General features: G+C 67.0%; 30 protein-coding genes. 22 read left to right on the top strand and 8 right to left on the bottom strand.

The genetic code is table 11. The annotated features are described in order from the left end of the window. Positions 1 to 59: 59 nt before the first annotated feature. From ACPTTC_RS16530 to gpmA, 3 genes are all read right to left on the bottom strand, one after another. Complete coding sequence (locus tag ACPTTC_RS16530) at positions 60 to 812, bottom strand: HesA/MoeB/ThiF family protein (RefSeq protein ID WP_175951452.1); 753 nt, start codon at positions 810 to 812, stop codon at positions 60 to 62. A 105-nt stretch (positions 813 to 917) separates the two neighbouring features. Beyond that, positions 918 to 2,468 (bottom strand): S41 family peptidase, encoded by a 1,551-nt coding sequence (locus ACPTTC_RS16525; protein ID WP_423393093.1) that lies wholly within the window; start codon positions 2,466 to 2,468, stop codon positions 918 to 920. 276 nt (positions 2,469 to 2,744) lie between these two features. Then, positions 2,745 to 3,491: a 2,3-diphosphoglycerate-dependent phosphoglycerate mutase gene (gene gpmA, locus ACPTTC_RS16520; RefSeq protein ID WP_021164239.1), complete on the bottom strand. Its 747-nt coding sequence runs from the start codon at positions 3,489 to 3,491 to the stop codon at positions 2,745 to 2,747. A 135-nt stretch (positions 3,492 to 3,626) separates the two neighbouring features. On the opposite strand from gpmA, the gene ACPTTC_RS16515 reads away from it, so the two are divergent. From ACPTTC_RS16515 to ACPTTC_RS16495, 5 genes are all read left to right on the top strand, one after another. Further along, a complete protein-coding gene (locus ACPTTC_RS16515) occupies positions 3,627 to 4,049 on the top strand; it encodes a rhodanese-like domain-containing protein (protein ID WP_011353287.1) in 423 nt (140 codons plus the stop codon). Further along, entirely contained in the window at positions 4,046 to 4,306 is a 261-nt protein-coding gene (gene grxC / locus ACPTTC_RS16510; protein WP_039346228.1) for a glutaredoxin 3, read from the top strand. The genes ACPTTC_RS16515 and grxC overlap by 4 nt, the downstream gene beginning before the upstream one ends. A gap of 106 nt (positions 4,307 to 4,412) precedes the next feature. After that, the gene (secB, locus tag ACPTTC_RS16505) at positions 4,413 to 4,895 is read left to right on the top strand and encodes a protein-export chaperone SecB (RefSeq protein ID WP_011353285.1); all 483 of its coding nucleotides are present in this window, start codon (positions 4,413 to 4,415) and stop codon (positions 4,893 to 4,895) included. Between the two features lie 28 nt (positions 4,896 to 4,923). After that, complete coding sequence (locus ACPTTC_RS16500; protein WP_423393092.1) at positions 4,924 to 5,922, top strand: NAD(P)H-dependent glycerol-3-phosphate dehydrogenase; 999 nt, start codon at positions 4,924 to 4,926, stop codon at positions 5,920 to 5,922. A 98-nt stretch (positions 5,923 to 6,020) separates the two neighbouring features. Beyond that, a complete protein-coding gene (locus ACPTTC_RS16495; protein WP_412525256.1) occupies positions 6,021 to 6,545 on the top strand; it encodes an O-acetyl-ADP-ribose deacetylase in 525 nt (174 codons plus the stop codon). Between the two features lie 34 nt (positions 6,546 to 6,579). Here the strand turns inward: ACPTTC_RS16495 and trmL are convergent, their stop codons facing one another. Both trmL and ACPTTC_RS16485 read right to left on the bottom strand, forming a co-directional pair. After that, the gene (gene trmL, locus ACPTTC_RS16490; protein ID WP_011353282.1) at positions 6,580 to 7,050 is read right to left on the bottom strand and encodes a tRNA (uridine(34)/cytosine(34)/5-carboxymethylaminomethyluridine(34)-2'-O)-methyltransferase TrmL; all 471 of its coding nucleotides are present in this window, start codon (positions 7,048 to 7,050) and stop codon (positions 6,580 to 6,582) included. A 105-nt stretch (positions 7,051 to 7,155) separates the two neighbouring features. Continuing rightward, positions 7,156 to 7,959: a ComF family protein gene (locus ACPTTC_RS16485; protein WP_423393091.1), complete on the bottom strand. Its 804-nt coding sequence runs from the start codon at positions 7,957 to 7,959 to the stop codon at positions 7,156 to 7,158. A gap of 81 nt (positions 7,960 to 8,040) precedes the next feature. On the opposite strand from ACPTTC_RS16485, the gene ACPTTC_RS16480 reads away from it, so the two are divergent. From ACPTTC_RS16480 to ACPTTC_RS16445, 8 genes are all read left to right on the top strand, one after another. Continuing rightward, positions 8,041 to 9,006 (top strand): methyltransferase domain-containing protein, encoded by a 966-nt coding sequence (locus ACPTTC_RS16480; RefSeq protein WP_423393090.1) that lies wholly within the window; start codon positions 8,041 to 8,043, stop codon positions 9,004 to 9,006. A 195-nt stretch (positions 9,007 to 9,201) separates the two neighbouring features. Next, positions 9,202 to 9,726 (top strand): DUF2244 domain-containing protein, encoded by a 525-nt coding sequence (locus ACPTTC_RS16475; protein WP_226201079.1) that lies wholly within the window; start codon positions 9,202 to 9,204, stop codon positions 9,724 to 9,726. Between the two features lie 55 nt (positions 9,727 to 9,781). Next, positions 9,782 to 11,377 carry a cytochrome c oxidase subunit II gene (coxB, locus tag ACPTTC_RS16470; RefSeq protein WP_423393089.1) on the top strand — a complete coding sequence of 532 codons (1,596 nt, stop codon included), beginning with the start codon at positions 9,782 to 9,784 and terminating at the stop codon, positions 11,375 to 11,377. Between the two features lie 43 nt (positions 11,378 to 11,420). Then, positions 11,421 to 13,028 carry a cytochrome c oxidase subunit I gene (gene ctaD / locus ACPTTC_RS16465; RefSeq protein WP_031401318.1) on the top strand — a complete coding sequence of 536 codons (1,608 nt, stop codon included), beginning with the start codon at positions 11,421 to 11,423 and terminating at the stop codon, positions 13,026 to 13,028. A gap of 89 nt (positions 13,029 to 13,117) precedes the next feature. Then, positions 13,118 to 13,258, top strand: a complete 141-nt coding sequence (locus ACPTTC_RS16460; RefSeq protein WP_174921494.1) for a cytochrome oxidase small assembly protein — start codon at positions 13,118 to 13,120, stop codon at positions 13,256 to 13,258. Positions 13,259 to 13,293: 35 nt separating this feature from the next. Then, entirely contained in the window at positions 13,294 to 13,902 is a 609-nt protein-coding gene (locus tag ACPTTC_RS16455; RefSeq protein WP_175951460.1) for a cytochrome c oxidase assembly protein, read from the top strand. Between the two features lie 16 nt (positions 13,903 to 13,918). Further along, on the top strand, positions 13,919 to 14,119 hold the full coding sequence (locus ACPTTC_RS16450) for a DUF2970 domain-containing protein (RefSeq protein ID WP_175951461.1): 201 nt from the start codon (positions 13,919 to 13,921) through the stop codon (positions 14,117 to 14,119). 138 nt (positions 14,120 to 14,257) lie between these two features. Next, positions 14,258 to 15,115, top strand: a complete 858-nt coding sequence (locus ACPTTC_RS16445; protein ID WP_039346195.1) for a cytochrome c oxidase subunit 3 — start codon at positions 14,258 to 14,260, stop codon at positions 15,113 to 15,115. Positions 15,116 to 15,286: 171 nt separating this feature from the next. On the opposite strand, the gene ACPTTC_RS16440 is transcribed toward ACPTTC_RS16445, so the two are convergent. After that, positions 15,287 to 15,496, bottom strand: coding sequence for a twin transmembrane helix small protein (locus ACPTTC_RS16440; RefSeq protein WP_011353273.1), 210 nt, complete (start codon positions 15,494 to 15,496; stop codon positions 15,287 to 15,289). 84 nt (positions 15,497 to 15,580) lie between these two features. Between ACPTTC_RS16440 and ACPTTC_RS16435 the strand changes: the two genes are divergently transcribed. Genes ACPTTC_RS16435 through ACPTTC_RS16415 form a run of 5 tightly spaced genes read left to right on the top strand, consistent with a single transcriptional unit; the run spans position 15,581 to position 19,659 of the window. After that, a complete protein-coding gene (locus tag ACPTTC_RS16435; protein WP_226201080.1) occupies positions 15,581 to 16,291 on the top strand; it encodes an SURF1 family protein in 711 nt (236 codons plus the stop codon). A 60-nt stretch (positions 16,292 to 16,351) separates the two neighbouring features. Then, complete coding sequence (locus tag ACPTTC_RS16430) at positions 16,352 to 16,975, top strand: SCO family protein (protein WP_423393088.1); 624 nt, start codon at positions 16,352 to 16,354, stop codon at positions 16,973 to 16,975. A 24-nt stretch (positions 16,976 to 16,999) separates the two neighbouring features. Next, positions 17,000 to 18,112, top strand: a complete 1,113-nt coding sequence (locus ACPTTC_RS16425; RefSeq protein WP_423393087.1) for a COX15/CtaA family protein — start codon at positions 17,000 to 17,002, stop codon at positions 18,110 to 18,112. Positions 18,113 to 18,120: 8 nt separating this feature from the next. Then, complete coding sequence (gene cyoE / locus ACPTTC_RS16420; protein ID WP_423393086.1) at positions 18,121 to 19,023, top strand: heme o synthase; 903 nt, start codon at positions 18,121 to 18,123, stop codon at positions 19,021 to 19,023. 18 nt (positions 19,024 to 19,041) lie between these two features. After that, positions 19,042 to 19,659 (top strand): SCO family protein, encoded by a 618-nt coding sequence (locus tag ACPTTC_RS16415; protein WP_423393085.1) that lies wholly within the window; start codon positions 19,042 to 19,044, stop codon positions 19,657 to 19,659. Positions 19,660 to 19,799: 140 nt separating this feature from the next. Here ACPTTC_RS16415 and ACPTTC_RS16410 read toward each other — a convergent pair whose 3' ends face one another. Beyond that, a complete protein-coding gene (locus ACPTTC_RS16410; protein WP_423393084.1) occupies positions 19,800 to 20,090 on the bottom strand; it encodes a YciI family protein in 291 nt (96 codons plus the stop codon). 243 nt (positions 20,091 to 20,333) lie between these two features. On the opposite strand from ACPTTC_RS16410, the gene ACPTTC_RS16405 reads away from it, so the two are divergent. Further along, positions 20,334 to 21,938 carry a methyl-accepting chemotaxis protein gene (locus ACPTTC_RS16405; protein WP_226201028.1) on the top strand — a complete coding sequence of 535 codons (1,605 nt, stop codon included), beginning with the start codon at positions 20,334 to 20,336 and terminating at the stop codon, positions 21,936 to 21,938. Between the two features lie 210 nt (positions 21,939 to 22,148). Then, the gene (locus ACPTTC_RS16400; protein ID WP_175970695.1) at positions 22,149 to 22,964 is read left to right on the top strand and encodes a MetQ/NlpA family ABC transporter substrate-binding protein; all 816 of its coding nucleotides are present in this window, start codon (positions 22,149 to 22,151) and stop codon (positions 22,962 to 22,964) included. Between the two features lie 114 nt (positions 22,965 to 23,078). Here ACPTTC_RS16400 and ACPTTC_RS16395 read toward each other — a convergent pair whose 3' ends face one another. Beyond that, a complete protein-coding gene (locus tag ACPTTC_RS16395) occupies positions 23,079 to 23,387 on the bottom strand; it encodes a VF_A0006 family four-cysteine protein (RefSeq protein ID WP_423393083.1) in 309 nt (102 codons plus the stop codon). A 333-nt stretch (positions 23,388 to 23,720) separates the two neighbouring features. On the opposite strand from ACPTTC_RS16395, the gene ACPTTC_RS16390 reads away from it, so the two are divergent. Next, positions 23,721 to 24,686, top strand: coding sequence for an ABC transporter substrate-binding protein (locus ACPTTC_RS16390; protein WP_423393082.1), 966 nt, complete (start codon positions 23,721 to 23,723; stop codon positions 24,684 to 24,686). Between the two features lie 139 nt (positions 24,687 to 24,825). After that, complete coding sequence (locus ACPTTC_RS16385; RefSeq protein ID WP_423393081.1) at positions 24,826 to 25,722, top strand: ABC transporter permease; 897 nt, start codon at positions 24,826 to 24,828, stop codon at positions 25,720 to 25,722. Position 25,723 lies beyond the last annotated feature (1 nt).

Here is a 25,723-nt window from a genome sequence, read left to right as displayed (position 1 = left end):
GCCGCTCAAACCTTGGCGAAGTGTCACCCATGCGCCGAAAGGCGCATGCCCGTCGCGCGTCAGTGCCGGCCCCCGCACACGGGGCAGTCGGCCTGGCGCGCGATTTTCATCGTCGTCCATTCCATCCGCAGCGAATCGAGCATCATCAGCCGCCCGCTGAGCGTCTTGCCGATTTCGCCGATCACGCGCAGCGCCTCGGCGGCCTGCATCGCGCCGATGATCCCGACCGTCGGCGCGAACACGCCCATCGTCGCGCACGCGACTTCCTCGAACGGCTGGTCTTCCGGGAACACGCACGCATAGCAGGGCGCGGCCGGGTCGCGGAAATCGAACGTGCTGATCTGGCCGTCGAAGCGCAGCGCGGCGCCGGATACGAGCGGCACGCCGTGCGCGACGCACGCGCGGTTGATCGCGTGCCGCGTCGCGAAGTTGTCGGTGCAGTCGAGCACGACGGTCGCGCGCGGCACGTGCGCGTCGAGCCACGCGTCGTCGACACGCTCCGCGACCGCGTGCACCTTCACCTCGGGGTTCAACCGCGCGAGCGCGTCGCGCCCCGATTCGACCTTGTGGCGGCCGACCGATGCCGTCACGTGCAGGATCTGCCGCTGCAGGTTCGTGAGGTCGACCGTATCGGCGTCGACGAGCGTGATCGTGCCGACGCCCGATGCGGCGAGGTACATCGCGGCGGGTGAGCCGAGGCCACCCGCGCCGATGACGATCGCATGCGCATCGAGAAAGCGCTGCTGCGCCTCGATGCCGATTTCGTCGACGAGGATGTGACGGGAGTAGCGAAGGAGTTGATCGTCATTCATGGGAAGTCGTGGGCGAGGCGGGCGTTCGTGTCGTTATTTTAGGCGCGCATGAAAAACGGGCCATCGCGGTCTTCCCGCGATGGCCCGTCGGATGCCGGCCGGCGCTTACTGCGGTGCCGACGCGGGCTTCGGTGCGGCTGCCGGCTTCGCGCCTGCGCCCGATGCCTTCGAGGCCGTCGCAGCCTTGCCGGCCGGGCTCTTCGTCGTGCTCTCGGCGAGCAGCGACTTCGATTCCTGGACCGGCTTGCCTTCGAGCTTGTTGAGCGCCTGCTGCATCATGAAGTCGTCGGCGCTGCCGAACTCGATCGGCTTGCGATCGCGATCCTTCTGGCGCTGCTCCGGCGTCTTCTTGTCGTTCTGCTCCTCGAGAATGCGCAGCTGATCCATCCGGCGCTGCTCGCGGTCTTCCTGTTCCTTCTTCTCGTTCGGATCCTGCGTGTTCGCAAGGTGGTTCGAGTAGTCGACCTCGCGCGTCACGAGCACGTCGTCCGGATCGCCGTCCGCGTACTGATCGACCGGCACGTCCGGCGTGATGCCCTTGTTCTGGATCGAACGGCCGCTCGGCGTGTAGTAGTAAGCGGTGGTCAGGCGCAGCGCGGTGTCGGCCGTCATCGGGCGAACCGTCTGCACCGAACCCTTGCCGAACGTCGTCTTGCCCATGATCTGCGCGCGCTTCGAATCCTGCAGCGCGCCGGCGACGATTTCCGACGCGGACGCGGAATAGGCGTTCGTCAGCACGATCATCGGCACGGTCTTGAAGACCGGCGGCAGGTTCTTCAGCGGATCGCCGTCGAAGGACGGCAGGCGATAGTTGTCGTACGTATCGCGGTAGACCTGCTTCGAATCGGCGATCTGGCCGTTGGTCGACACGACGACGGAGTCGGGCGGCAGGAACGCGCCGGCCACGCCGACCGCGCTCTGCAGCAGGCCGCCGCCGTTGTTGCGCAGGTCGAGGACGAGGCCCTTCAGGTTCGGCTGCTGGCGTGCGATGTCCTGCAGCTTCGCGGCGAGATCGGGCGTCGTGCGCTCCTGGAAGCTCGTGATGCGGACATACGCATAGCCCGGATCGAGGATCTTCATCTTCACGCTCTGGACCTTGATGATCGCGCGCGTGACCGTGACCGGGAACGTGCGGTCGTCGCTCTTGCGGAAGATCGTCAGCGTGACCTTGGTGCCCGGCTCGCCGCGCATCTGCTTCACGGCCTTGTCGAGCGTCATGCCGCGCACCGGCTTGTCGTTGATGCGGGTGATCAGGTCGCCCGGACGGATGCCGGCGCGGAACGCGGGCGTATCTTCGATCGGCGAGATCACCTTGACGAGGCCGTCTTCCTGCGAGATCTCGATGCCGAGACCCGCGAAGCGGCCCTTCGTCTGTTCCTGCAACTCGTCATAGTCGGTCTTGTCGAGGAACGACGAGTGCGGGTCGAGGCTCGACACCATGCCCTTGATCGCGGCCGTCAGCAGCTTCTTGTCGTCGACCGGTTCGACGTACTCGCGCTTGATCTGTCCGAAGACTTCCGCGAACAGGCGGAGCTGGTCGAGGGGAAGCGGCGCCGTGGCGGTCTGCTCGGCCGATGCGGAAACCTGCAGCGTGGCGAACACGCCCGTGGCGAGGCCCGCGGCAATCAGGCCGATGTTCTTCAATTTCATTCGCATAGAGATCTGGTGCGGTCGGGAAGCGCGTGGCGGTAGCGGGGATGTAGCGGACAAGTATAACTGTTCGTCCGATGACTCAGTGGAACGGCGCGAAAAGCGTCGAAAAGGGCCCGGAGCCGGCCCGGCGGGGCACTGCCGGGCGCGCTGCGGGTTCGAAAGCGGATTCGACAGCGCCGGCGCCGCGAAGGTTCGCGCGGTGTGCCGGACAAGGGGCGGCGCTCGGGCCGGGCGAACCGCACCGGACGCAGTCCGCCCGGCTCACCCGGCCGACGGGCGTCAGCCCGCCTTGCCCTGCTTCGCGACGGCGGCTTGCGCCTGCGCGATCGCGTCCTGGTCGCCGAGGTAATAGTGCTTGATCGGCTTCAGGTTTTCGTCGAGTTCATACACGAGCGGCACGCCGTTCGGGATGTTCAGGCCGACGATGTCGCTGTCCGAGATGCCGTCGAGGTACTTGATGAGCGCGCGCAGCGAGTTGCCGTGTGCGGCGATCAGCACCTGCTTGCCGGCGCGTACCGCCGGGGCGATCGACTCGTTCCACAGCGGCAGCACGCGCGCGACCGTGTCCTTCAGGCACTCGGTGAGCGGCAACTGCTCGCGCGGCACCTTCGCGTAGCGCGGGTCGTTGAACGGCGCGCGTTCGTCGGTCGGCTCGAGCGCGGGCGGCGGCGTGTCGTAGCTGCGGCGCCACACGAGGACCTGGTCGTCGCCGAACTTCGCGGCCGTTTCGGCCTTGTTCAGGCCCGACAGCGCGCCGTAGTGGCGCTCGTTCAGGCGCCACGAGTGGACGACCGGCAGGTACATGAGGTCCATCCGGTCCTGCACGTGCCACAGCGTGCGGATCGCGCGCTTGAGCACCGACGTGTACGCGATGTCGAACGTGTAGCCGGCCTCCTTGAGCAATTCGCCGGCCTGGTAGGCCTCGTTGCGACCCTGCTCGGTCAGGTCGACGTCGACCCAGCCGGTGAAGCGGTTTTCCTTGTTCCACGTCGATTCGCCGTGGCGGATGAGAACGAGTTTGTACATGGATCTTGCGGTCGGTAGTGAAGGAAGCGGTGGCGCGTCGCGCAGGACCCGACCCGGGCCCGCCATCGCGCAAGACGGTTATTTTATAATGGCGGGATTGTCCTCATCCGATTTCTCTTTTTCCGGCGGAATTCCGTGACGTTCTTTACCGATTACACCAACCTGGCCCTTATCGCGATCCTGGTGGTATCCGGCGGCCTGCTGGCCTGGCCCGCGCTGCGCCGCGGCCGCGGCGGCCTGTCGGCCGCAGAGGCGACGCAACTCATCAATCGCCGCAACGCGGTCGTGATCGACGTGCGCGCCGCGTCCGATTTCGCTGCCGGCCACCTGCCGTCGGCACGTCAGGTCGCGGCGGGCGAGATCGGCACGAAGATCGCGCAGGTCGCGAAGAACAAGAGCACGCCGGTGTTGCTCGTCTGCCAGAACGGCCAGCAGTCGCAGAAGGCGGCGCGCGAGGTCGAGGCGGCGGGCTACGCCGAGGTGCACGTGCTCGAGGGCGGCGTGGCCGCCTGGCAGCAGGCCGGGATGCCGGTCGTCAAACAAGGAGTGGCGAAGTGAACAAGGTTTTGATGTACAGCACGCAGGTGTGTCCGTATTGCATCCAGGCCGAGCGCCTGCTGAAGCTGCGCGGTGTCGAGCAGATCGAGAAGGTGCTGATCGACCGCGATCCTGCACGCCGCGACGAAATGATGACGCGCACGGGGCGCCGCACGGTGCCGCAGATCTATATCGGCGACACGCACGTCGGCGGTTACGACGATCTGTCGAAGCTTGACCGCGAAGGCGGGCTCGTCCCGCTTCTGCAAGCGGCCTGATTAGGGCAGAATGGCCGCCGGCCGCGCCGCGGCTTGGCGCGCAGGATTCATCCGTGGCGGCCGGCGAGAAGCCGGGCCGCCCCGTCACCACTTTTAGGGAAACACCATGTCCGACGTCGAAAACCAACCGTTCTTCAACATCCAGCGCGTCTACCTGAAGGATATGTCGCTCGAGCAGCCGAATTCGCCGGCGATCTTCCTCGAGCAGGACATGCCGTCGGTTGAAGTCGAAGTCGACGTCAAGGCCGACCGCCTCGCGGAAAGCGTGTTCGAAGTCGTGGTGTCGGGCACCGTCACCGCGAAGGTGAAGGACAAGGTCGCGTTCCTGATCGAAGCGAAGCAGGCCGGCATTTTCGACATCCGCAACATTCCGGACGAACAGCTCGACCCGCTCGTCGGCATCGCATGCCCGACGATCCTGTTCCCGTACCTGCGTTCGAACATCGCCGACGCGATCACGCGCGCGGGCTTCCCGCCGATCCACCTGGCGGAAATCAACTTCCAGGCGCTGTACGAACAGCGCCTCGCGCAGCTTCAGCAGCAGGCCGGCGCCGCAGCAGGCGCGCCGAACGGCACGACGCTGAACTGACGTTTCACTCGGAGGACCGGTGCTGGGTATGAAAGTAGCCGTTCTCGGCGCCGGTGCGTGGGGCACCGCGCTCGCGGGCCATCTGGCCGCGCGGCACGACACGCTTCTGTGGGCGCGCGACGCCGCGCTCATCGCCGGGCTGCAGGCCCGGCACGAAAATTCCCGCTATCTGGACGGCATCGCGCTGCCTGACGCATTGCGCTACGGCGCCGATCTCGGCGCCGCGCTCGCGCATGGCGCCGCGGACGACGCACTGTGCGTGATCGCCGCACCCGTGGCCGGGCTGCGCACGCTGTGTCACGCGATGCGCGATGCAGGCTGCGTGCCCGCGCACATCGTCTGGGTCTGCAAGGGCTTCGAGGCCGGCACGCATCTGCTGCCGCATCAGGTGATCGCGGCCGAGCTGCCCGAACAGCACAGCAACGGCGTGCTGTCGGGGCCGAGCTTCGCCCGGGAAGTCGGGCAGTCGCTGCCTGTCGCGCTGACGGTGGCGAGCACGTCCGCCGAATGCCGCGAGCGCACGCTCGCCGCGTTCCATCACGGCGCGATGCGGATCTATACGGGCGACGACGTGGTCGGCGTCGAGGTCGGCGGCGCGGTGAAGAACGTGCTCGCGATCGCGACCGGCATCGCCGACGGCCTCGGTCTCGGGCTGAACGCGCGCGCCGCGCTGATTACGCGCGGCCTCGCCGAAATGTCGCGCCTCGGTGTCGCGCTCGGCGGCCGGGCGGAAACCTTCACGGGCCTCACGGGCCTCGGCGACCTGATCCTCACCGCAACGGGCGACCTGTCGCGCAACCGCACGGTCGGCCTGCAGCTGGCGGCCGGCCGCACGCTGAACGACATCCTCGGCGCGCTTGGCCACGTGGCCGAAGGCGTGCGCTGCGCGCAGGCCGTGCTGGCGATCGCGCGCGCGCAGTCGATCGAAATGCCGATCACCGAAGCCGTGTGCGGCGTGCTGTTCGACGGCATCGCGCCGCGCGACGCCGTCAGCGGCCTGCTGCGGCGCGACGCGCGCGCCGAGTAGGGCGCCCCGGCGCTGCCTGGCGGCGCCGTGTTCGCTTCGGGCGCGCGGCGTCAAAGCGCGCTACGCTTGAACAGTCGCCGGCGCTCCGGGAGGTTGTCATGCTGCGGATCCATTCCACCACGCTCGATGCGCAGGTCGTCGACATCACGACGCTCGATGTCGACGCGATCGTCAACGCCGCGAACGGTTCGCTGCTCGGCGGCGGTGGCGTCGATGGCGCGATCCACCGCGCGGCCGGCCCCGGCCTGCTTGCCGAATGCCGCACGCTCGGCGGCTGCGAGACGGGCGACGCCAAGCTCACGCGCGGCCACGGGTTGCCGGCGCGCTACGTGATCCATGCGGTCGGGCCGGTGTGGCACGGCGGCGGGAGCGGCGAGGCCGACCTGCTCGCGTCGTGCTACCGGCGCGCGATCGAGCTGGCCGAGGAGGTCGCGGCGACGTCGATCGCGTTCCCGGCGATAAGTTGCGGCATCTATCGCTATCCGGCTGAAGAAGCCGTCGAGATTGCGGTCGGCACCGTCGCCGAAATGCTGCCGCAGGCGCCGAACCTCGCACGCGTGGTGTTCGCGTGCTTTTCTCCCGACATCTACGACCTGTATCGCGCGCGACTCGCACGGACGTGACGCGTCCCGCGGAGCGGGATGCGCCGCGCAAGCGTCATGCGCCGCCTTCGAAGCCGGCCTGGCGCCACGCCTCGAACACGACCACCGCGACCGTGTTCGACAGGTTCAGGCTGCGGTTGTCCGGCCGCATCGGCAGGCGCACGCGCTGTTCGTTCGGGAAGCGCTCGAGCAGCTCGGCGGGCAGGCCGCGCGTTTCCGAGCCGAACACGAACCAGTCGCCGGGCAGGAACGCATGATCGTGGAAGCGGCCCGAGCCGCGGGTCGTGAACGCGAACATCCGCGCGGGGTCGGGCGTTTCCGCCGCGACGAACGCATCCCAGTCGCGGTGCACGCGCATCTGCGCATACTCGTGATAGTCGAGGCCCGCGCGGCGCATCCGCGCGTCGTCGAGCGGGAAGCCGAGCGGCTCGATCAGGTGCAGGCGCGCCCCCGTGTTGGCGCACAGGCGGATCACGTTGCCGGTGTTCGGCGGAATTTCGGGGGCGACGAGGACGACGTTGAACATGTTTCGGTCTGGCTGGGCCGGCCGGGGCGGCGCAATGTGCGCGTTCCCGACCGGCCGGTTCGTGGCGGCCGCCGCCGTGTTCGGGCGGCTGGCCTCTCTATCTAATTAATCCCTGGCGGTGCGCAGCGCAACCAGATTCGTCACGCGCGCGGCGCCCGCCACTTTCAGCGCGTGCGCGGCGGCCGCGAGCGTCGCGCCGGACGTCATCACGTCGTCGACGAGCGCGACGTGGCGCCCGGCGACGCCGCCCGCCACCGCGAATGCGGCCATCACGTTGTCGCGCCGTGCGTGCCGGTCGAGCCGCGACTGCGGCGCGGTGTCGGCGACCCGCGCGAGCAGCGCCGCATCCGCGCGCACGCCGAGCCGCCGCGCGAGCGGGCGCGCGATGACCCAGGCCTGGTTGTAGCCACGCACGACGAGCCGCCGGTGCGACAGCGGCACGGGCGCCACCAGGTCGAAGCCGCCGGCGCCGGGCGTATCGTCGATCAACCGGGCGAGGCGTGCCGCGAATTCGGCGCCGAGCGCGAGTTGCCGGTGAAACTTCAGGCCGCGCGCGAGTCCGTCGAGCGGCGCACGGTAATCCGCCAGCGCGAGCGTTGCATCGAACGGCGGCGGCGCCGCACGGCACGCGTCGCACCGGTATGCGGCCGCGCGGCCGGCACCGGCGCGAGCGCCGCGGGGCGGGGCCGAACGCGGTGGCCCGATGCCCAGCGGCAGCGCACAGACGTCGCAGCGCAGCCGCGCTTCGTTCCAGTACGCGGCGTCGCACGCGCCGCACATCACGGTGTGTGACAAATTGCCGCACAGTGCGCAGCGATTCGGCAGCGCGACCGCGGCGACGCGCGCGCCCAGCGCGCGGACCTGCGACAAAGCGACGCGCATCGTGCGTCGGACGGAACGGCGGATCATCGCAACACTCCTGACACCCCGCCTCAATGAAGCCCGCGGGGCGAGCGAGTATACTTCGGGCTCTTCGCCAGTGTGCCCGACATGTCCCCAGCTTCGATTTCAACCGGCCGTCCGGCCAATGACGCAAGGCGCCTTCGGCGGATCTTCGACCGCCGTGCCGCCACGTTCGATGCGGTCGCGTTCCTGCCGCGCGAGATCGCGCAGCGCATGAACGAGCGCCTCGAATACATCAAGGTGAGCCCCGCAGCCGTGCTGGACGCGGGCTGTGGCCCGGGCGACGATCTGCCGGCGCTGCGCGCACGCTTTCCCGAGGCGCCCGTATTCGGCGTCGACCTGTCCGGTGCGATGCTCGCGCGAGCCGGTCAGCGCGAGGTCGAGCAGACGAGCTGGCGCCGCTGGCTGCCGGCCTCGCTCGGCCGCGCACTGGGCCAGCGCGGCCCGCGCGTCGCGCAGGCCGACTTCGCCGCGCTGCCGTTCCCCGGCGGCGCGTTCGACCTGATCTGGTCGAATCTCGCCCTCCACTGGCATTCGCGCCCGGACGCGGTGCTGCCCGAATGGCAGCGCGTGCTGCGCGTGAACGGGCTGCTGATGTTCAGCACGCTCGGCCCCGATACCCTGCGCGAACTGCGCGCGGCCTGCGCGGACGCCGAAGCGGCGCTCGGCATCGCGCCGCCCGCCGCGCGCGTGATCGATTTCGTCGACATGCACGACCTCGGCGACATGCTCGTCGAGAGCGGCTTCGAGATTCCCGTGATGGATCAGGAGGTGCTGACCGTCACCTACAAATCCCCCGACTCCCTGCTGGCCGACGTGCGCCGCTGGGGCGCCTATCCGTTCGAGCGCGAGGCGCCGCAACGCGCGACGCGGCGCTTTCGCGCGGCGCTCGACGACGCGCTGGAGGCCCGCCGGCGCGCGGACGGCACGATTCCGCTCACGTTCGAAGTGATCTACGGCCACGCATGGAAGGCCGTACCGCGCACGACCGCCGAAGGGCACGGGATCGTGCGCATCGAGGACATCGGAAAGGGGCGTCCGAAGAATCGGTAAAGCGGTAAAGAGGGGTTTTGTTATGTCTGAAATTAGCGGCGCAAAGCGGGGTCGAATTGGCGCCTGAAATGGCCGGAAAGCTTGTCGCGCTTGGCTCGCGGGCCGATAGTCGCTTGCTTGTGGATGCCATTGAACCCGCCTATAATGCGTCAGCTTGTCGTCCCGGGGTCCCCGCAATACGGAACGACGAGTCCGATGCAGGCATGCATCGCATGCCATTCGCGTGAGGCGGCGATGGAAGCAGCGAGGGTTTTGGCGGAGACGACGAACGGCGAGCCGGTCCTCGAAGACTGGCTCATGAAACGCAACTGTTCGGCGTCGCCGCGTCAGTTCGTGCTGTTTTACGTGTCGCTCGCGGGCTTCTCGCTGCTGATCGCGACATTGCTGATGTGGCGGGGAGCTTGGCTCGTCATGCCCTTTACCGGAATCGAGTTGCTGGCTGTGGGTGTCGCATTTGCGATCTATGCTCGCCATGCGGTCGATTACGAACGCATCAGGCTGTATCCGCACCGGCTCGTGATCGAGCGGATGGATGCGGAGCGGCTCACGCAGATCGAATTCAACCCGCGCTGGGTGCGGGTCGAGCCGGGTGCGACGCCACGCGACCCGATTCGGCTGGTATCGCGCGGGCAGACCGTCGTAATCGGGCAGCATCTCGCGCAGTACAAGCGTGCGCAGTTCGCCGACGAACTGCGCGTGTCGCTCAGGCGCTGCGGCTGACGAGGCGCGGGCACCGGCGGATTGGGCCGGCGGCTTGCGACGGGGGAGGGTTTGAATGGAAATTTTGGGTAAGGATGCTATGAAAACAATCAAGCGAGCCCTCACGGGCGTGCTGGCATGCAGCGGATTGCTCTTTGCCGGTGCCGCCCTGGCGGTCGGTGATAGCCCGGGCGGCCCCCGCGTCAACGAGATCAACTTTCAGCCGCCGGTCACGAAAATCGCCGAGGAGCTCTACGATCTCCACACGATGATGCTCATCCTGTGTACGGTGATCTTCGTCGGCGTGTTCGGCGTGATGTTCTATTCGATCTTCGCGCACCGCAAATCCAAGGGCCACAAGGCCGCCAATTTCCATGAAAGCACGACCGTCGAGATCATCTGGACGATCGTGCCGTTCGTCATCGTCGTGCTGATGGCGCTGCCGGCGACGAAGGCCGTCGTCGCGATGAAGGACACGACGAACGCCGATCTCACGATCAAGGTCACCGGCTACCAGTGGAAGTGGGGCTACGACTACGTGAAGGGCCCGGGCGAGGGCATCGGCTTCCTGTCGACGCTCAGCACCCCGCGTGACGAAGTGATGGGCAAGAAGCCGATCACCGACACCTATCTGCAGGAAGTCGACAACCCGCTCGTCGTGCCGGTCAACAAGAAGATCCGCATCATCACGACCGCGAACGACGTCGTCCACTCGTGGTACGTGCCCGCGTTCGGCGTGAAGCAGGATGCGATCCCCGGCTTCGTGCGCGACACGTGGTTCAAGGCCGACAAGGTCGGTACGTTCCGCGGTTTCTGTACCGAGCTGTGCGGCAAGGAACACGCGTACATGCCGGTCGTCGTCGAAGTCCTGTCGGACGACGACTACGCAAAGTGGGTCACCGCGCAGAAGGCCAAGCTGGCCAGCGCCGCGGTCGATCCGAACAAGGTCTACACGATGGCTGAACTCGTCGCGCACGGCGAGGAAGTCTACAAGGCGAACTGCGCGGCCTGCCACCAGGTGAGCGGCAAGGGCCTCGGCGCGTTCCCGGCCATGGACGGCAGCCCGATCGTGAACGGCCCGATCGCCGGCCACGTCGAGCGCGTGCTGCACGGCAAGGGCGCGATGCCGTCGTGGGCGTCGCTGTCGGATCTCGACATCGCCTCGGTCATCACGTACGAACGCAATTCGTGGGGCAACCACAAGAACGACCTGCTGCAGCCGAAGCAAGTGGCCGACGCGCGTAACGGCAAGATGCCGGAAGACGCGGCGGGCGCAGCGGCAGCCGCACCGGCGGAAGCCGCTTCGGCGCCGGCGCAGGCTGCGTCGGGCGCAGAGCAGCCGGCGGCAGCGGCATCGGCCGCACTGTCGACGATCTACTTCGAGACGGGCAAGAGCGTGCTGCCGGCCGACGCGAAGGCGGCGATCGCCGCCGCGGCCGACTATGCGAAGGCACATCCGGACGCGAAGCTCGCGTTGTCGGGCTTTACCGACAAGACGGGCTCGGCCGACGCGAACGCCGAACTGGCGAAGCATCGCGCACAAGCCGTGCGCGACGCGCTGAAGGCAGCAGGCGTGGCGGAAGACCACATTATTCTCAAAAAGCCGGAAACGATCTCGGGCGGGGCGGACGCGAAGGAAGCCCGGCGTGTCGAGATCGGTCCGGCGGCTTGACGTGTCGCTGAGTTAGTCGACGTATTCGCATTAGGAGATTCTCATGTCTAGCATCGGGCACGACGTAGCCGCGGACCACGCGCACGACGACCACGCGCACGAAATGCCGCACGGCTGGCGGCGTTGGCTGTTTGCCACCAACCACAAGGACATCGGTACGCTGTACCTGTTGTTCTCGTTCATCATGTTCCTGTCGGGCGGCGTGATGGCGCTCGCCATCCGGGCCGAGCTGTTCGAGCCGGGCCTGCAGATCATGCGTCCGGAGTTCTTCAACGAACTCACGACGATGCACGGCCTGATCATGGTGTTCGGCGCGATCATGCCGGCGTTCGTCGGCTTCGCGAACTGGATGATTCCGCTGCAGATCGGCGCGTCCGACATGGCGTTCGCGCGGATGAACAACTTCAGCTTCTGGCTGCTGCCGGTTGCGGCCGTGCTGCTGGTCGGTTCGTTCTTCGCGCCGGGTGGCGCGACGGCTGCCGGCTGGACGCTCTACGCGCCGCTGTCGACGCAGATGGGCCCGGGCATGGACTTCGCGATCTTCGCGGTCCACATCATGGGCGCATCGTCGATCATGGGCGGGATCAACATCGTCGTGACGATCCTGAACATGCGCGCACCGGGCATGACGCTGATGAAGATGCCGATGTTCGCGTGGACGTGGCTGATCACGGCGTACCTGCTGATCGCGGTGATGCCGGTTCTGGCAGGCGCGATCACGATGGTGCTGTTCGACCGCCACTTCGGCACGTCGTTCTTCAACGCGGCAGGCGGCGGCGATCCGGTGATGTACCAGCACATCTTCTGGTTCTTCGGCCACCCCGAGGTGTACATCATGATTCTGCCGGCGTTCGGGATCGTGTCGCAGGTGATCCCGGCGTTCGCACGCAAGACGCTGTTCGGCTATAGCTCGATGGTGTACGCGACGGCTTCGATCGCGATCCTGTCGTTCATGGTCTGGGCGCACCACATGTTCGCCACGGGCATGCCGGTGACCGGCCAGCTGTTCTTCATGTACGCGACGATGCTGATCGCGGTGCCGACGGGCGTGAAGGTGTTCAACTGGCTCGCGACGATGTGGCGCGGCTCGATGACGTTCGAAACCCCGATGCTGTTCGCGATCGGCTTCCTGTTCGTGTTCACGTTCGGCGGCCTGACGGGCCTGATGCTCGCGATGGCGCCGCTCGACATCCAGTATCACGGCACCTACTTCGTGGTGGCGCACTTCCACTACGTGCTGGTGGCGGGCTCATTGTTCGCGCTGTTCTCGGGCTGGTACTACTGGGCACCGAAGTGGACGGGCTGGATGTACAACGAGACGCGCGGCAAGATCCACTTCTGGGCGTCGATGATCTTCTTCAACCTGACGTTCTTCCCGATGCACTTCGTCGGTCTCGCAGGCATGCCGCGTCGCTATGCGGACTACCCGGCGCAGTTCACGGACTTCAACCAGGTTGCGACGATCGGCGCATTCGGCTTCGGCCTCGCGCAGGTGTACTTCCTGTTCGCAGTCGCGCTGCCGGCCTACCGTGGCGGCGGCGAGCTGGAAAAGGCGTCGGACAAGCCGTGGGATGGCGCGACGGGCCTCGAGTGGACGGTGCCGAGCCCGGCTCCCTTCCACACGTTCGAGCAACCGCCGCACGTCGAGTAAGTTTCACAGTGCGCCTGGCCGCTGCCAGCCTGCCGCGCAGGCAGGCTGGCAGCGGCGGGCGCCGAATCGAGGTTTCAGCGAAGTTTCAGATGACCCGGAATCCACAACAAAGACGAACGCCCGAGCAGATTCGCGCGGGCAACAAGCGGCTCGGCCTCATCCTGCTCGTCATCGCCGCCGTTTTTTTTGTGGGTGTCGTGATCAAGCAGTGGTGGCTGTCCACTCACTGATGCAGCAACAGACGCAGTAGCGAGGAAGTTGTCGTATGTCGAAGCCGGAAGAGGGCGCCGTCGATCGCGCGTTCAATCGTTCGATGCTGGTGAAGCTCTTCGTCGTGGCCGGGCTGATGTTCGGTTTCGGCTTCGCGCTGATCCCGATGTATCGGGCGATCTGCCAGATCACCGGCATCAACAACCTGGTGCAGCGCGATGTCAGCGAGCGCGAGGCGAAGAACTCGCAGGTCGACACCAGCCGCACGGTGTCGGTCGAGTTCGATGCGAACGCGCGCGGCCCGCTCGGTTTCAAGCCGGAGCACAACAGTCTCGACGTGCATCCGGGCGAGCTGACGACGATCGTGTACGACGTGACGAACGGGCAGGGCAGGCCGGTCGTTGCACAGGCGATTCCGAGCTACGCGCCGAAGCAGGCGACGGAGTTCTTCAAGAAGATCGAGTGCTTTTGCTTTACGCAGCAGACGCTGGCCGCGAACGAATCGCGCAAGATGCCGGTGGTGTTCGTGATCGATCCGAAACTGCCGAAGGACGTGAAGACGATCACGCTGTCGTACACGTTCTTCGAGCTGAATACGCCGGCCACGCCGGCGCCGGCGCCGGGCAAGACCGCGGCGCAGGGCGCGGCGAAGCCGGACGCATGACGACGGAGGCGGGGCGATGACGGGGGAGAAGCGGGGCGGGTCGTTCGGCCAGGCGCTGAAGGCCGTGCTGTGGTCGTTCTTCGGGGTGCGCAAGCGGCGCGACCTGGAGGCCGATGCGACGCAGTTGAATCCGCTGCACGTGCTGATCGTCGCGTTGCTGGCGGCCGGTGTGTTCATCGGCGTGCTGATCCTGATCGTGCGTGCCGTCGTGGGCTGAAGCCCGCGGGCACGAAAGAATGCAGCGCGCGGCGCCACGGTGGCGCGTGCAGGAAGGAGCGGTGGTGGTCACGCCGCGCAAGAAATAAAGCCGGAGCGGTTTCCGGTACACAAATTGGACTGAAGTGGAGAATCAAGCATGAGCGGTCAAAACCAGACCCCGTACTATTTCGTGCCGCATCCGTCGCAGCATCCGATCAGCGCGGCCATCGGCCTGCTGGTCATGCTCGGATCGACAGCGCTGTGGATCAACGGTCACGACTGGGCGCCGTTTACGGCGCTGCTCGGCCTGCTTTGGTTGCTCTTTACGCTGTATCACTGGTTCGGCGACGCGATCGCCGAATCGGAAGGCGGTCACTACGGCAAGAACGTCGACAAGTCGTACCGCTGGAGCATGAGCTGGTTCATCTTCTCGGAAGTCATGTTCTTCGGCGCATTCTTCGGCGCGCTGTTCTATGCGCGTGAAATCGCGCTGCACCAGCTCGGCAGCCTCGACTACAAGCTGATCTGGCCGGATTTCTCCGCCGTGTGGCCGAACGAAGGCCCCGCCGCGCTCGCCGGTCACTTCAAGACGATGGGCCCGTGGCCGATCCCGACGCTGAACACCGCATTCCTGCTGTCGTCGGGCGTGACGCTGACGATCTCGCACCACGCGCTGCGTGACGATCATCGCAAGAAGGCGATCGCCTGGCTGGCCGCGACGCTCGTGTTCGGTATCTGCTTCCTGTTCCTGCAGGGCTTCGAGTATTACCACGCGTACAACGAACTGAACCTGACGCTGAACTCGGGCGTGTACGGTTCGACGTTCTTCCTGCTGACGGGCTTCCACGGCTTCCACGTGTTCCTCGGCGGCACGATGCTCGCGGTGGTGCTGGTGCGGATGATCCGCGGCCACTTCAAGCCCGATCACCACTTCGCCTTCGAAGGCGCCGCGTGGTACTGGCACTTCGTCGACGTCGTCTGGCTCGGCCTGTACGTCGTCGTCTACTGGCTGTAAATGGAACCACGGCCCGCGCAGCAATGCGCGGGCCGTTTTCATTGGGTCGGCCGGGCAGCGTGACTGCCGGCCTTCACCACCCGGGCGCCGCCGCGACTCAGTCAGGCGGCGCTTTTGCTTGGTGCCACGGCCGTGCGGCGAAATGTCACAGCGGCCGCGGCGGCAAACGGATCAACGCCCGATCGGCAGGCCGGTCGAATGGATCCAGCCCATCCAGTTCGCGATCAGGATGAGCAGGAACAGCGACACCGACAGCCCGACGCGGGTGGCGAGCGACCAGACCATGCGTTTCGTGTGGCCGCGGTCGTGCATCATGAAGTAGAGCGCCGAGCCCATGCTGGCAATGATGAGGACGAAGGCGATGGGAACGAGTATGTGCATGACACGAACCGGACGACGGCAATTCGAAAGGAAGAGGATAATTATCGCACTTCGCTTTCGGGCAGGTGCCGGGCGGGCCGCATGATGAAGATTCGCTGGCTGCCCGCGCTGCTGATCCTCGTCGTCGTCGCGGTCACGATCCGTCTCGGTTTCTGGCAGCGCGACCGCGCGCACCAGAAGGAAGCGCTGCAGGCGAGCATCGAGCGCTACGAGCAGGCGGCGCCCGTCGACATCGGCGCGCAGCCGATGCCGCTCGCGTCGATCGAGTTCCATCGCGTGCGTGCGACGGGCCGTTTTCTGCCCGAGCAAGCCGTGTTCCTCGACAATCGGCCGTATAACGACCAGCCGGGTTTTTACGTCGTGATGCCGTTTAAACTCACGGGCGGCGGCGTCGTGCTCGTGAACCGCGGCTGGCTGCCGCGCAATATCTCCGATCGCACGGCGATCGAGCCGTTCGCGACGCCCGCGGGCGACGTCGAGATCGTGGGCATTGCGCGCGCCGATGCATCGCGGGCGTTCGAGCTCGGCGAAGGCGGATCGGCGGCGCACCAGAAGATCCGGCAGAACCTGGACGTCGCCGCGTATGCGAAGGAAACGGGGCTGCCGCTGCAGCCGTTCGTGATCCAGCAGACGAGCGATGACGGCGACAAGCTCGTGCGTGACTGGCCGGCGGCGACGACCGGCGTCGAGCGCAATTACGGTTACATGTTTCAGTGGTGGGCGATGGCGGCGGCCGCGCTCGGCTTCGGGCTGTACGCCGCGCGGCGTGCGGCGAAGAAGTCGGCCGGCGCGTGAGCGCCATGCCAGGACGCGGCGCCGGCGCCGCGGGTTCGTTTCGAGAGGTCTGATTTGTCCATGCAATCTTCCCGTCAGGGTCCGGCCGCTGCGCCGTCGCCTGCGGCCCGCAAGCGCGGCCGCTGGATGCTCGTGCTGCTGGGTCTCGTGTGCGCCGCACCGATGATCGCGTCGTACTTCACCTATTACGTGATCAAGCCGAAGGGCGGCTCGACCAACTACGGCACGCTGATCGAGCCGCAGCGCCCGATCCCCGCGGATCTGCAGGTGACCGACGAAACCGGCAGGACCGTGCCGCTGTCGTCGCTGCGCGGCGTGTGGCTGTTCGTGATGACCGACAGCAGCGCGTGCGACGAGGCCTGCGCGAAGAAGCTCTATTTCATGCGCCAGATCCGCGTCACGCAGGCGGGCGAGCGGCACCGGCTCACGATGGTGTGGCTGCGCAGCGATGCGGGCGCGACGCCGCAGAAGGTGCTGGACGCGTACCCGGATACGCGCCGTCTCGTCGCCGACCCGGCCGCGGTGGCCGCGTGGCTGCCGGCCGACGCGGGCACGAAGGACAGCGACCACATCTACCTGGTCGATCCGAACGGCAACCTGATGATGCGCTTCCCGAAGGATCCGAACCCCAGCAAGATCAAGTCGGACGTGACGAAGCTGCTGAAGTGGTCGAGCATCGGCTAAGGCAATACGAGAGGCAATAAACCGATGGCGTATCTACTGCAACTCGGCCTGATCGGCTTCTGCATCGCGCTGCTGCCGCTGTCGTACGTGTGGGTGAAGGCCGACGACAACAAGTTTCGCAAGCTGGTGTGGATCACCACCTTCCTGACGCTCGACCTCGTGATGTTCGGCGGCTTCACGCGGCTGACCGATTCGGGGCTCGGCTGCCCTGACTGGCCCGGCTGCTACGGCACGTCGTCGCCGTTCATTGCGCACGCCGCGATCACGGCCGCGCACCAGGCGATGCCGACCGGCCCGGTCAGCATGTCGAAGGCGTGGATCGAGATGATCCACCGCTATTTCGCGATGGCGATCGGCGTGCTGATCATCGCGCAGGTCGTGATCGCGTGGGCCGCGCGGCTGCGCCGCCGCCCGCTGCACGTGTCGCCGTGGTGGCCGACGAGCCTGCTGCTGCTGATCCTCGTGCAGGGCGCGTTCGGCGCGTGGACGGTCACGATGAAGCTGCAGCCGGTGATCGTCACGATCCACCTGCTGCTCGGCCTCACGCTGCTCGGCACGCTCGGCTGGCTCGCGGCGCGGCAGACGCCGCTGCCGTCGCACGACCCCGAAGCCGGCCGCTATCGCGCGGCCGCGCTCGCGGCGCTCGTGCTGCTGGTCGTGCAGATCGCGCTCGGCGGCTGGGTGAGCACCAACTACGCGGTGCTCGCGTGCACCGACTTCCCGACCTGCAACGGCCAGTGGATCCCGCCGATGGACTTCGAGCACGGCTTCCACCTGTGGCGCGCGCTCGGGATGACGAAGGACGGCGAGGCGATCACGCAGGACGCGCTGGTCGCGATCCACTGGACGCACCGCACGTTCGCGTTCGTCGTGGTCGCGTACCTGGTCGCGTTCGCGCTGAAGATGCGCCGCTTCGAATCGCTGCGGCGGCCCGCGAACGGCGTGCTGCTGGTCGTCCTGCTGCAGTTCGTGACGGGCCTGACCAACATCGTGCTGCAGTGGCCGCTGCCGGTCGCCGTCGCGCACAACGGCGGGGCCGCGATCCTGCTGCTGCTCGTCGTCATGTTAAACTTTCGCATCCTTTCAAGCCGCCCCGGCCGTGTCGCGCAGCCTGCGCGCGACGCCGCCCCGGCGTGACCGCCCCCATGCAAAGCACCCTCTCCCAATCGCCCGGTAGCCGGTTTTCGCAATACATGGCGCTGACGAAGCCGCGTGTCACGCAGCTCGCGGTGTTCTGCGCGGTGATCGGCATGTTCCTCGCGACGCCGGGCATGGTGCCGTGGCACGTGCTGATCGGCGGTACGGTCGGCATCTGGCTGTTGGCCGGCGCCGCGTTCGCGATCAACTGCCTCGTCGAACAGAAGATCGACGCGATGATGCGCCGCACCGCGTGGCGCCCGTCCGCGCGCGGCGAGATCACGACCCCACAGATCCTGCTGTTCTCGGCCGTGCTCGGCAGCGTCGGCGCATGGACGCTCTATACGTTCACGAACCCGCTGACGATGTGGCTGACGATCGCCACCTTCGTCGGCTACGCGGTGATCTACACGCTGCTGCTCAAGCCGATGACGCCGCAGAACATCGTGATCGGCGGCGCATCGGGGGCGATGCCGCCGGCGCTCGGCTGGGCCGCGGTCACCGGCGCGGTGCCGGGCGACGCGTGGATCCTCGTGCTGATCATCTTCGTGTGGACGCCGCCGCATTTCTGGGTGCTCGCGCTCTATCGCCGCAAGGATTACGAGAACGCGGGGCTGCCGATGCTGCCCGTCACGCACGGCGAGAAGTTCACGCGGCTGCACATCCTGCTGTACACGGTGATCCTGTTCGCGGTCACGCTGATGCCGTTCATCTCCGGGATGAGCGGAGCCGTCTACCTGGCGAGCGCGGTGCTGCTCGGCGCGGTGTTCCTCGCGTATGCGTGGAAGATCCATCGCGACTATTCGGACGCACTCGCCCGCAAGGCCTTCCGCTACTCGATCGTCTACCTGTCGCTGCTGTTTGCCGCGCTGCTCGTCGATCACTATGCACGCCCGCTGCTCGGCGTGTAACCGCACGGTTTGAACGCAATGCTCCAATCACGGTTCGGGCGCCGCGCGCGCCAAGGCTGGATGCTCGCATGCGCATTCACGGCAGCGCTGCTGCTCGCCGGATGCGACAACGCGCCGAAATTCCAGAATCTCGACATCACCGGCAACACGCAATTCGGCAGCGACTTTTCGCTGCCCGATACGACCGGCAAGGTGCGCACGCTCGCCGACTTCAAGGGCCGGGCGGTCGTGATGTTCTTCGGCTATACGCACTGCCCGGATGTGTGCCCGACGACCATGGCCGAGCTGTCCGAAGCGTTGAAGCAGCTCGGGCCCGATGCCGCGAAGCGCGTGCAGGTGCTGTTCGTGACCGTCGACCCGGAGCGTGACACGCCGGCGCTGCTCGGCCAGTACGTGCCCGCGTTCGACCCGTCGTTCATCGGCCTGCGGCCGGCCGACGAAGCGGCACTGAAGAAGGTCACGAAGGATTTCCGCGTGTACTACGCGAAGGTGCCCGGCAAGACGCCCGGCAGCTACACGATGGATCACACCGCCGCGAGCTACGTGTTCGACCGCGACGGCAAGCTGCGCCTGTTCGTGCGCGACGGCCAGGGCCCCGGCCCGTGGGTCCACGACCTGAAGCTGCTGGTCGACTGACCGGCCGCCGCCGGGCGCCCGGCCCGGCGATCACGTGACGGCCGCCACGCGCCGTCACGCTTTCCCGCTTCCCTCGTTGATTGCATGCGCCGCGCGTCGGGCGGCGTGCCGGCCTGCGCGCGCATCGCGCAGGCGCCGCGTTACGGCAGCGCCGGTACGTTGAAGCCGGATGCGGCACGCGTGATCCGGAATTCCGTCACGCGATACGTGGCGAGCCCTTCGGTGACGAACGGATCGGTCTTCAGGATCGCGTCCAGTTCGTCGTGATCGATGCGGGCCGCGAGGATCACGCCGCCTTCGCGCGGCACCTTCGGCCCGGCCGCGATGAAGATGCCCTTGTCGAACTGCGGCTGCAGAAATGCGCGATGGCGTTCGAGCGCGTCGTCGATGCGCTCGAGCGATGCGGTGTAGTGAATGTCGATGACGTACATGGATGGCCCCGGAATGGTGCCGGCTCTTCGCGTGCCGGCTGGCCGGTCTTTTTAGCACAGCGGATGCGGGCTGTCGCGCCGGTGGTCGCGGTGCGGGGTGCGGGCGGCGTGTCGATCGCCGGTGCGTGGCGCCCGTTCGTATTCAAGTTGTAAGCCTCGGTGCCGTAAATGAATGGGCAAGCGTTTGCGCGCGGCAGGCCGTTCGCGCGCAGCGTGCGCATCGACATCGACAAAGGCACGCAGATGAGCAGAATGAGTTTGAACCGCAAGCTGTGGCTCGCGCTTGCGCTGGTATGGATCGGTCTCCTGGGCGTTGGCGCATGGAGCGCGTACGAGACGCGCGCGACGATGCTCGCCGAACGCAAGGCCGGCATCGCGAATCTCGTCGATTCGGCGGCCGGCATCGTGAAGGCGTATCACGCACTCGCACAAAGCGGCACGCTGCCCGAGGCCGACGCGAAGCGCGACGCGCTCGCGAGCCTGGCCGCGATGCGCTACGGCGATTCGGGCTACGTGTTCGTGATGGACTCGAAGCCGGTCGTGCTGATGCATCCGACGCTGCCGAAGCTGGTCGGCACGCAGGTCGGCGACTATCTCGACCCGGACGGCAAGCCGCTGTTCGTCACGATCCTGAACGCCGCGAAGGAAACCGGCAGCGGCTTCGCCGAGTATCGCGGGCGCCTGCCGCACAGCGAGACCGCCGTGCCGAAGATCAGCTACGTCACGCGCTTCACGCCGTGGGACTGGAACATCTCGAGCGGCGTCTTCCTGAAGGACATCGACACCATTTACTACCGGACATTGCTCGGCCACCTCGCGGTCGTGTTCGTGATCGGCTTCGTGATCAGCGCGGCGATGCTGGTGATCATCCGCAACGTGCGCGGCAGCCTCGGCGGCGAGCCCGACGAAGCGGCCGCGCTCGCGGCGCGCATCGCGCAGGGCGACCTGACGCAGCCGGTGCCCGTGCGGGCGGGCGACCGCACGAGCATGATGGCCGCGATGCACGACATGCAGGCACGGCTGCAGGCGACGATCGGCGGGATTCGCCAGTCGGCCGGAGCGATCGCGTCGGCGAGCCGCCAGATCTCGGCCGGCAACGACGACCTGTCGCAGCGCACCGAGGAGCAGGCTGCGTCGCTGGAAGAAACCGCCGCGAGCATGGAGCAGCTGACCGCGACGGTGAAGCAGAACGCCGACAACGCGCGGCAGGCGAGCGGGCTGGCGAACAACGCATCGGAGATCGCGCGTACCGGGAGCGACGTCGTGAACCGCGTGATCGGCACGATGGGCGAGATCGACGACAGCTCGCGCAAGATCGCCGACATCATCGGCGTGATCGAGGGCATCGCATTCCAGACCAACATCCTCGCGCTGAACGCGGCGGTCGAAGCCGCGCGCGCCGGCGAGCAGGGGCGCGGCTTCGCGGTGGTCGCGGGCGAAGTGCGTTCGCTCGCGCAGCGCAGCGCGACGGCGTCGAAGGAGATCCGCGAGCTAATCGTCGACTCGGTCGAGCGCGTGCGCAACGGGTCGGCGCTGGTCGGCCAGGCCGGCACGACGATGGGCGAGATCCTGCAGGCCGTCGCACGCGTGACCGACATCATGGGCGAGATCGCGGCGGCGTCCGAGGAGCAGGCGAGCGGCATCACGCAGGTCGGGCGCGCGGTCACGCAGATGGATCAGGTGACGCAGCAGAACGCGGCGCTCGTCGAGGAGGCCGCCGCGGCCGCCGCGTCGCTGCAGGAACAGGCCGCACGGCTGCGCGACACGGTCGGCGCGTTCCGGGTCGGCGGGCAGGTGGGTGGGCCTGCACTCGGCGCCACGAAGGCGGATCAGGCGGCGGTGGCGTAACGCACTGGCCGATGCGCGATCCGCATGAACGCAACTAACGGCCGAGTCGCACAGGCGCTGCCGGCAACGCTGCGGAGCATACCCATATGAGCGGGATGTATTTCACTTCCCGCCGATCCTGTGACACCATTTGCCCCTTCCTGCGAGTCGGGGCATACCCGTATCGCGCCCTATTTCGAGTAATCCAGTAAGCAAGAAAGCGAGAAACAGATGAAGCGTCGCAGTCTCCTGAAGGTATTTTCCGCGCTGGCCACCGGTGCAGCACTGACGCTGTCGGCAGGCGCGCACGCCGAAGACAAGGTGATCAAGGTCGGCACGGTCGCCGGCCCGGATTCGGAAGTGTGGCAGCTCGTGCAGAAGGTCGCGAAGGAGAAGGAAGGCCTGAACGTGAAGGTCATCGAGTTCAACGACTACGTGCAGCCGAACGCGGCGCTCGACTCGGGCGACCTCGACGCGAACAGCTTCCAGCACCAGCCCTACCTCGACAGCCAGGTGAAGCAGCGTGGCTACAAGATCGTCAGCGCGGGCCTGACCTACATCTCGCCGATCGGCGTGTACTCGAAGAAGTTCAAGGCGCTGAAGGACCTGCCGCAGGGCGCGAAGGTCGCGGTGCCGAACGATCCGTCGAACGAGAACCGCGCGCTGCTGCTGCTGCAGACGCAAGGCCTGATCAAGCTGAAGGCGGGCGCCGGCACGGGCGGCAACAACGCAACGGTGCTCGACATCGCCGACAACCCGAAGAAACTGAAGATCTCCGAACTCGACGCCGCGCAACTGCCGCGCGTGCTGTCGGACGTCGACGCGGCCGTGATCAACACCAACTACGCGCTCGCCGCGAACCTGCAGCCGACCAAGGACGCGATCGCGCTCGAAGCGCTGACGAGCCCGTACGCGAACCTGATCGCCGTGCGCGCGAAGGACAAGGATCAGCCGTGGGTGAAGAAGCTGGTCAAGGCATACCAGTCGCCGGAAGTGCGGGAATTCATCAAGAAGCAGTTCAAGGGCTCGATGGTCGCGTCGTTCTGAACGCCGCATACCGGTCGAATCGCTGAATGAAAAGGGCCTGCATCGCGTGCAGGCCCTTTTTTCATTGGCGCGGCCGATCGGCGGCCGCAGGGGGTGTCGCGTTCCGCGGCCGGCTCACATCTCGCCGCGCCGCGAGCAGATCGCCATGATCTGCTGGATCGCGTAATTGTCGCGCACGCCCGGCAGCGACTGCACGACACATTCATGAAAGCGCCGTTCACGCGGCAGCAGCATCGCGTTGTTGCGATACAGCGCGTCGCACGAGCGCTGGATCAGTTGCGCCGCCGCGCCGTTGCGGCTGTCGCGCAGCGCGCCAAGCATGCAGTCGTCGTATTGCGCATAGCCGTCGGTAAGCGCGAACGCCGCGCTCGGCAGCGCCAGCGCGAGCGCCGCGAATGCGATGGCTCGGATCCCCCGTTTCATGTGCCCTCCGAAGGCGTGGATTGGGTCGGCCGACAGCATAACGTAAAGCCGCAAGCGCGGCTGACGCGTTGCGTCGGGGCCGGCGGGAACCGCCGCCGGCTGGGCTTCGCGCGCGTTCGCGGACGTCGGTGGGCGCTGCGATTCGGGGCGTGATGCGAAAGCGCGGAGTCAGGCGGTGGTCTGCGGAAATGGTATCCTCGTGCGTTCGCCGCTGCACGCTTTCCCGGAGCGTGCGCGGGCCGCTCGCCGACGCGTCGCACGCATGGCGGCGCCCGCCTGACGGCGGCGGGAATCCATCATCCAGAACCGACACAATACGGGGGAGACACATCCATGAAGCGTTTCAAGACTTTCGCGATCCGTTCGATCACGGCCGGCGTGGCCGCACTCGCGCTGGCAGGCGCCGCGCACGCACAGACCGTCAAGGTGCTGTCGATCGTCGATCACCCGGCGCTCGACGCGATCCGCGACGGCGTGCGCGCCGAACTGAAGGCGCAAGGGTACGGCGACGACAAGCTCAAGTGGGAATACCAGAGCGCGCAGGGCAACACGGGCACGGCCGCGCAGATCGCGCGCAAGTTCGTCGGTGACCAGCCCGACGTGATCGTCGCGATCGCGACGCCGGCCGCGCAGGCGGTGGTTGCATCGACGAAGAGCGTGCCGGTCGTCTATTCGGGCGTGACCGATCCGGTCGCCGCGCAGCTCGTGAAGGGCTGGGGCCCGTCGGGTACCAACGTGACGGGCGTGTCCGACAAGCTGCCGCTCGATCGCCAGGTCGCGCTGATCAAGCGCGTCGTGCCGAATGCGAAGACGGTCGGCATGGTCTACAACCCGGGCGAGGCAAACTCGGTCGTCGTCGTGAAGGCGCTCAAGGAGATCCTCGCGAAGCAGGGGATGACGCTCAAGGAAGCGGCCGCACCGCGTACCGTCGACATCGGCCCGGCCGCGAAGAGCCTGATCGGCAAGGTCGACGTGATCTATACGAACACCGACAACAACGTCGTGTCCGCGTACGAAGCGCTCGTGAAGGTCGCGAACGAAGCGAAGATCCCGCTCGTCGCCGGCGACACCGACAGCGTGAAGCGCGGCGGCATCGCGGCGCTCGGCATCAACTACGGCGACCTCGGCCGCCAGACGGGCAAGGTCGTCGCGCGCATCCTGAAGGGCGAGAAGCCGGGCGCGATCGCGTCGGAAACGAGCAGCAACCTCGAGCTGTTCGCGAACACGGGCGCGGCCGCGAAGCAGGGCGTGACGCTGTCGCCGGATCTGCTCAAGGACGCGAAGACGGTCATCAAGTAAGCCGCGGCCCGAGCGCCGCGCTTGCGGGCCCGATCCGGGCCTGAACGACACCGCCGGACGGGCGGCTCCCACCCGGGGCCGCTCGTTCGCTTCGCCCGGCCGTACACGTCCGGCCGGGAAGCAACAGGATTTCCCCATCATGTCTCTGTTCTCGTTTCTGGGCGCGCTGGAGATCGGCCTGATCTTCAGTCTCGTCGCCCTCGGGGTGCTGATCTCGTTTCGCATCCTCAACTTCCCCGATCTCACCGTCGACGGCAGCTTTCCACTCGGCGGCGCCGTCGCCGCGACGCTGATCTCGGCCGGCTACGACCCGTTCAGCTCGACCTGCATCGCAATCGTCGCGGGCGCGGCGGCCGGCTTCGTCACCGGGTGGCTCAACGTGCGCCTGAAGATCATGGACCTGCTCGCCAGTATCCTGATGATGATTGCGCTGTATTCGGTGAACCTGCGGATCATGGGTCGGCCGAACGTGCCGCTCATCACCGAGCCGACCCTCTTCACCGTGCTGCAGCCCGACTGGATGCCCGACTACGTGCTGCGCCCGGCGCTGCTCGCGATCGTCGTCGTGGTCGCGAAGCTCGGCCTCGACTGGTTCTTCTCGTCGCAGCTCGGCCTCGCGATGCGCGCGACCGGCGCGAACGCGCGGATGGCGCGTGCGCAAGGGATCGCGACCGGCCGCGCGACGCTCGCCGGGATGGCGCTGTCGAACGCGCTCGTCGCGCTCGCAGGCGCGTTGTTCGCGCAGACGCAGGGCGGCGCGGATATCTCGATGGGGATCGGCACGATCGTGATCGGGCTGGCCGCGGTGATCATCGGCGAAACGCTGCTGCCGGCGCGCCGGCTCGTGCTGACGACGCTTGCCGTCGTGCTCGGCGCGATCGTCTACCGCTTCTTCATCGCGCTTGCGCTCAACAGCGAATTCATCGGGTTGAAGGCGCAGGATCTGAACCTCGTGACGGCCGCGCTCGTCACGATCGCGCTGGTGCTGCCGGCGACGCGCAAGAAGCTGTTCGCGCGCAAGAACGGAGGGGCCTGAC

The sequence above is a fragment of the Burkholderia mycopellens genome, from assembly GCF_964265025.1.
In the GTDB taxonomy this organism is placed as follows: Bacteria; Pseudomonadota; Gammaproteobacteria; order Burkholderiales; family Burkholderiaceae; genus Burkholderia.
The sequence above is the reverse complement of the archived record's forward strand: the minus strand, read 5'-3'. Positions and strand labels throughout refer to the sequence as shown.

What these genes read in the sequence shown, in the direction of transcription:
- ACPTTC_RS16530 (WP_175951452.1), bottom strand. Translation starts at nt 812, where the DNA reads ATGAATGACGATCAACTCCTTCGCTACTCCCGTCACATCCTCGTCGAC.
- ACPTTC_RS16525 (WP_423393093.1), bottom strand. Translation starts at nt 2,468, where the DNA reads ATGCGAATGAAATTGAAGAACATCGGCCTGATTGCCGCGGGCCTCGCC.
- gpmA (WP_021164239.1), bottom strand. Translation starts at nt 3,491, where the DNA reads ATGTACAAACTCGTTCTCATCCGCCACGGCGAATCGACGTGGAACAAG.
- secB (WP_011353285.1), top strand. Translation starts at nt 4,413, where the DNA reads ATGTCCGACGTCGAAAACCAACCGTTCTTCAACATCCAGCGCGTCTAC.
- ACPTTC_RS16500 (WP_423393092.1), top strand. Translation starts at nt 4,924, where the DNA reads ATGAAAGTAGCCGTTCTCGGCGCCGGTGCGTGGGGCACCGCGCTCGCG.
- ACPTTC_RS16495 (WP_412525256.1), top strand. Translation starts at nt 6,021, where the DNA reads ATGCTGCGGATCCATTCCACCACGCTCGATGCGCAGGTCGTCGACATC.
- trmL (WP_011353282.1), bottom strand. Translation starts at nt 7,050, where the DNA reads ATGTTCAACGTCGTCCTCGTCGCCCCCGAAATTCCGCCGAACACCGGC.
- ACPTTC_RS16485 (WP_423393091.1), bottom strand. Translation starts at nt 7,959, where the DNA reads ATGATCCGCCGTTCCGTCCGACGCACGATGCGCGTCGCTTTGTCGCAG.
- ACPTTC_RS16480 (WP_423393090.1), top strand. Translation starts at nt 8,041, where the DNA reads ATGTCCCCAGCTTCGATTTCAACCGGCCGTCCGGCCAATGACGCAAGG.
- ACPTTC_RS16475 (WP_226201079.1), top strand. Translation starts at nt 9,202, where the DNA reads ATGCAGGCATGCATCGCATGCCATTCGCGTGAGGCGGCGATGGAAGCA.
- coxB (WP_423393089.1), top strand. Translation starts at nt 9,782, where the DNA reads ATGGAAATTTTGGGTAAGGATGCTATGAAAACAATCAAGCGAGCCCTC.
- ctaD (WP_031401318.1), top strand. Translation starts at nt 11,421, where the DNA reads ATGTCTAGCATCGGGCACGACGTAGCCGCGGACCACGCGCACGACGAC.
- ACPTTC_RS16460 (WP_174921494.1), top strand. Translation starts at nt 13,118, where the DNA reads ATGACCCGGAATCCACAACAAAGACGAACGCCCGAGCAGATTCGCGCG.
- ACPTTC_RS16455 (WP_175951460.1), top strand. Translation starts at nt 13,294, where the DNA reads ATGTCGAAGCCGGAAGAGGGCGCCGTCGATCGCGCGTTCAATCGTTCG.
- ACPTTC_RS16450 (WP_175951461.1), top strand. Translation starts at nt 13,919, where the DNA reads ATGACGGGGGAGAAGCGGGGCGGGTCGTTCGGCCAGGCGCTGAAGGCC.
- ACPTTC_RS16445 (WP_039346195.1), top strand. Translation starts at nt 14,258, where the DNA reads ATGAGCGGTCAAAACCAGACCCCGTACTATTTCGTGCCGCATCCGTCG.
- ACPTTC_RS16440 (WP_011353273.1), bottom strand. Translation starts at nt 15,496, where the DNA reads ATGCACATACTCGTTCCCATCGCCTTCGTCCTCATCATTGCCAGCATG.
- ACPTTC_RS16435 (WP_226201080.1), top strand. Translation starts at nt 15,581, where the DNA reads ATGAAGATTCGCTGGCTGCCCGCGCTGCTGATCCTCGTCGTCGTCGCG.
- ACPTTC_RS16430 (WP_423393088.1), top strand. Translation starts at nt 16,352, where the DNA reads ATGCAATCTTCCCGTCAGGGTCCGGCCGCTGCGCCGTCGCCTGCGGCC.
- ACPTTC_RS16425 (WP_423393087.1), top strand. Translation starts at nt 17,000, where the DNA reads ATGGCGTATCTACTGCAACTCGGCCTGATCGGCTTCTGCATCGCGCTG.
- cyoE (WP_423393086.1), top strand. Translation starts at nt 18,121, where the DNA reads ATGCAAAGCACCCTCTCCCAATCGCCCGGTAGCCGGTTTTCGCAATAC.
- ACPTTC_RS16415 (WP_423393085.1), top strand. Translation starts at nt 19,042, where the DNA reads ATGCTCCAATCACGGTTCGGGCGCCGCGCGCGCCAAGGCTGGATGCTC.
- ACPTTC_RS16410 (WP_423393084.1), bottom strand. Translation starts at nt 20,090, where the DNA reads ATGTACGTCATCGACATTCACTACACCGCATCGCTCGAGCGCATCGAC.
- ACPTTC_RS16405 (WP_226201028.1), top strand. Translation starts at nt 20,334, where the DNA reads ATGAGCAGAATGAGTTTGAACCGCAAGCTGTGGCTCGCGCTTGCGCTG.
- ACPTTC_RS16400 (WP_175970695.1), top strand. Translation starts at nt 22,149, where the DNA reads ATGAAGCGTCGCAGTCTCCTGAAGGTATTTTCCGCGCTGGCCACCGGT.
- ACPTTC_RS16395 (WP_423393083.1), bottom strand. Translation starts at nt 23,387, where the DNA reads ATGAAACGGGGGATCCGAGCCATCGCATTCGCGGCGCTCGCGCTGGCG.
- ACPTTC_RS16390 (WP_423393082.1), top strand. Translation starts at nt 23,721, where the DNA reads ATGAAGCGTTTCAAGACTTTCGCGATCCGTTCGATCACGGCCGGCGTG.
- ACPTTC_RS16385 (WP_423393081.1), top strand. Translation starts at nt 24,826, where the DNA reads ATGTCTCTGTTCTCGTTTCTGGGCGCGCTGGAGATCGGCCTGATCTTC.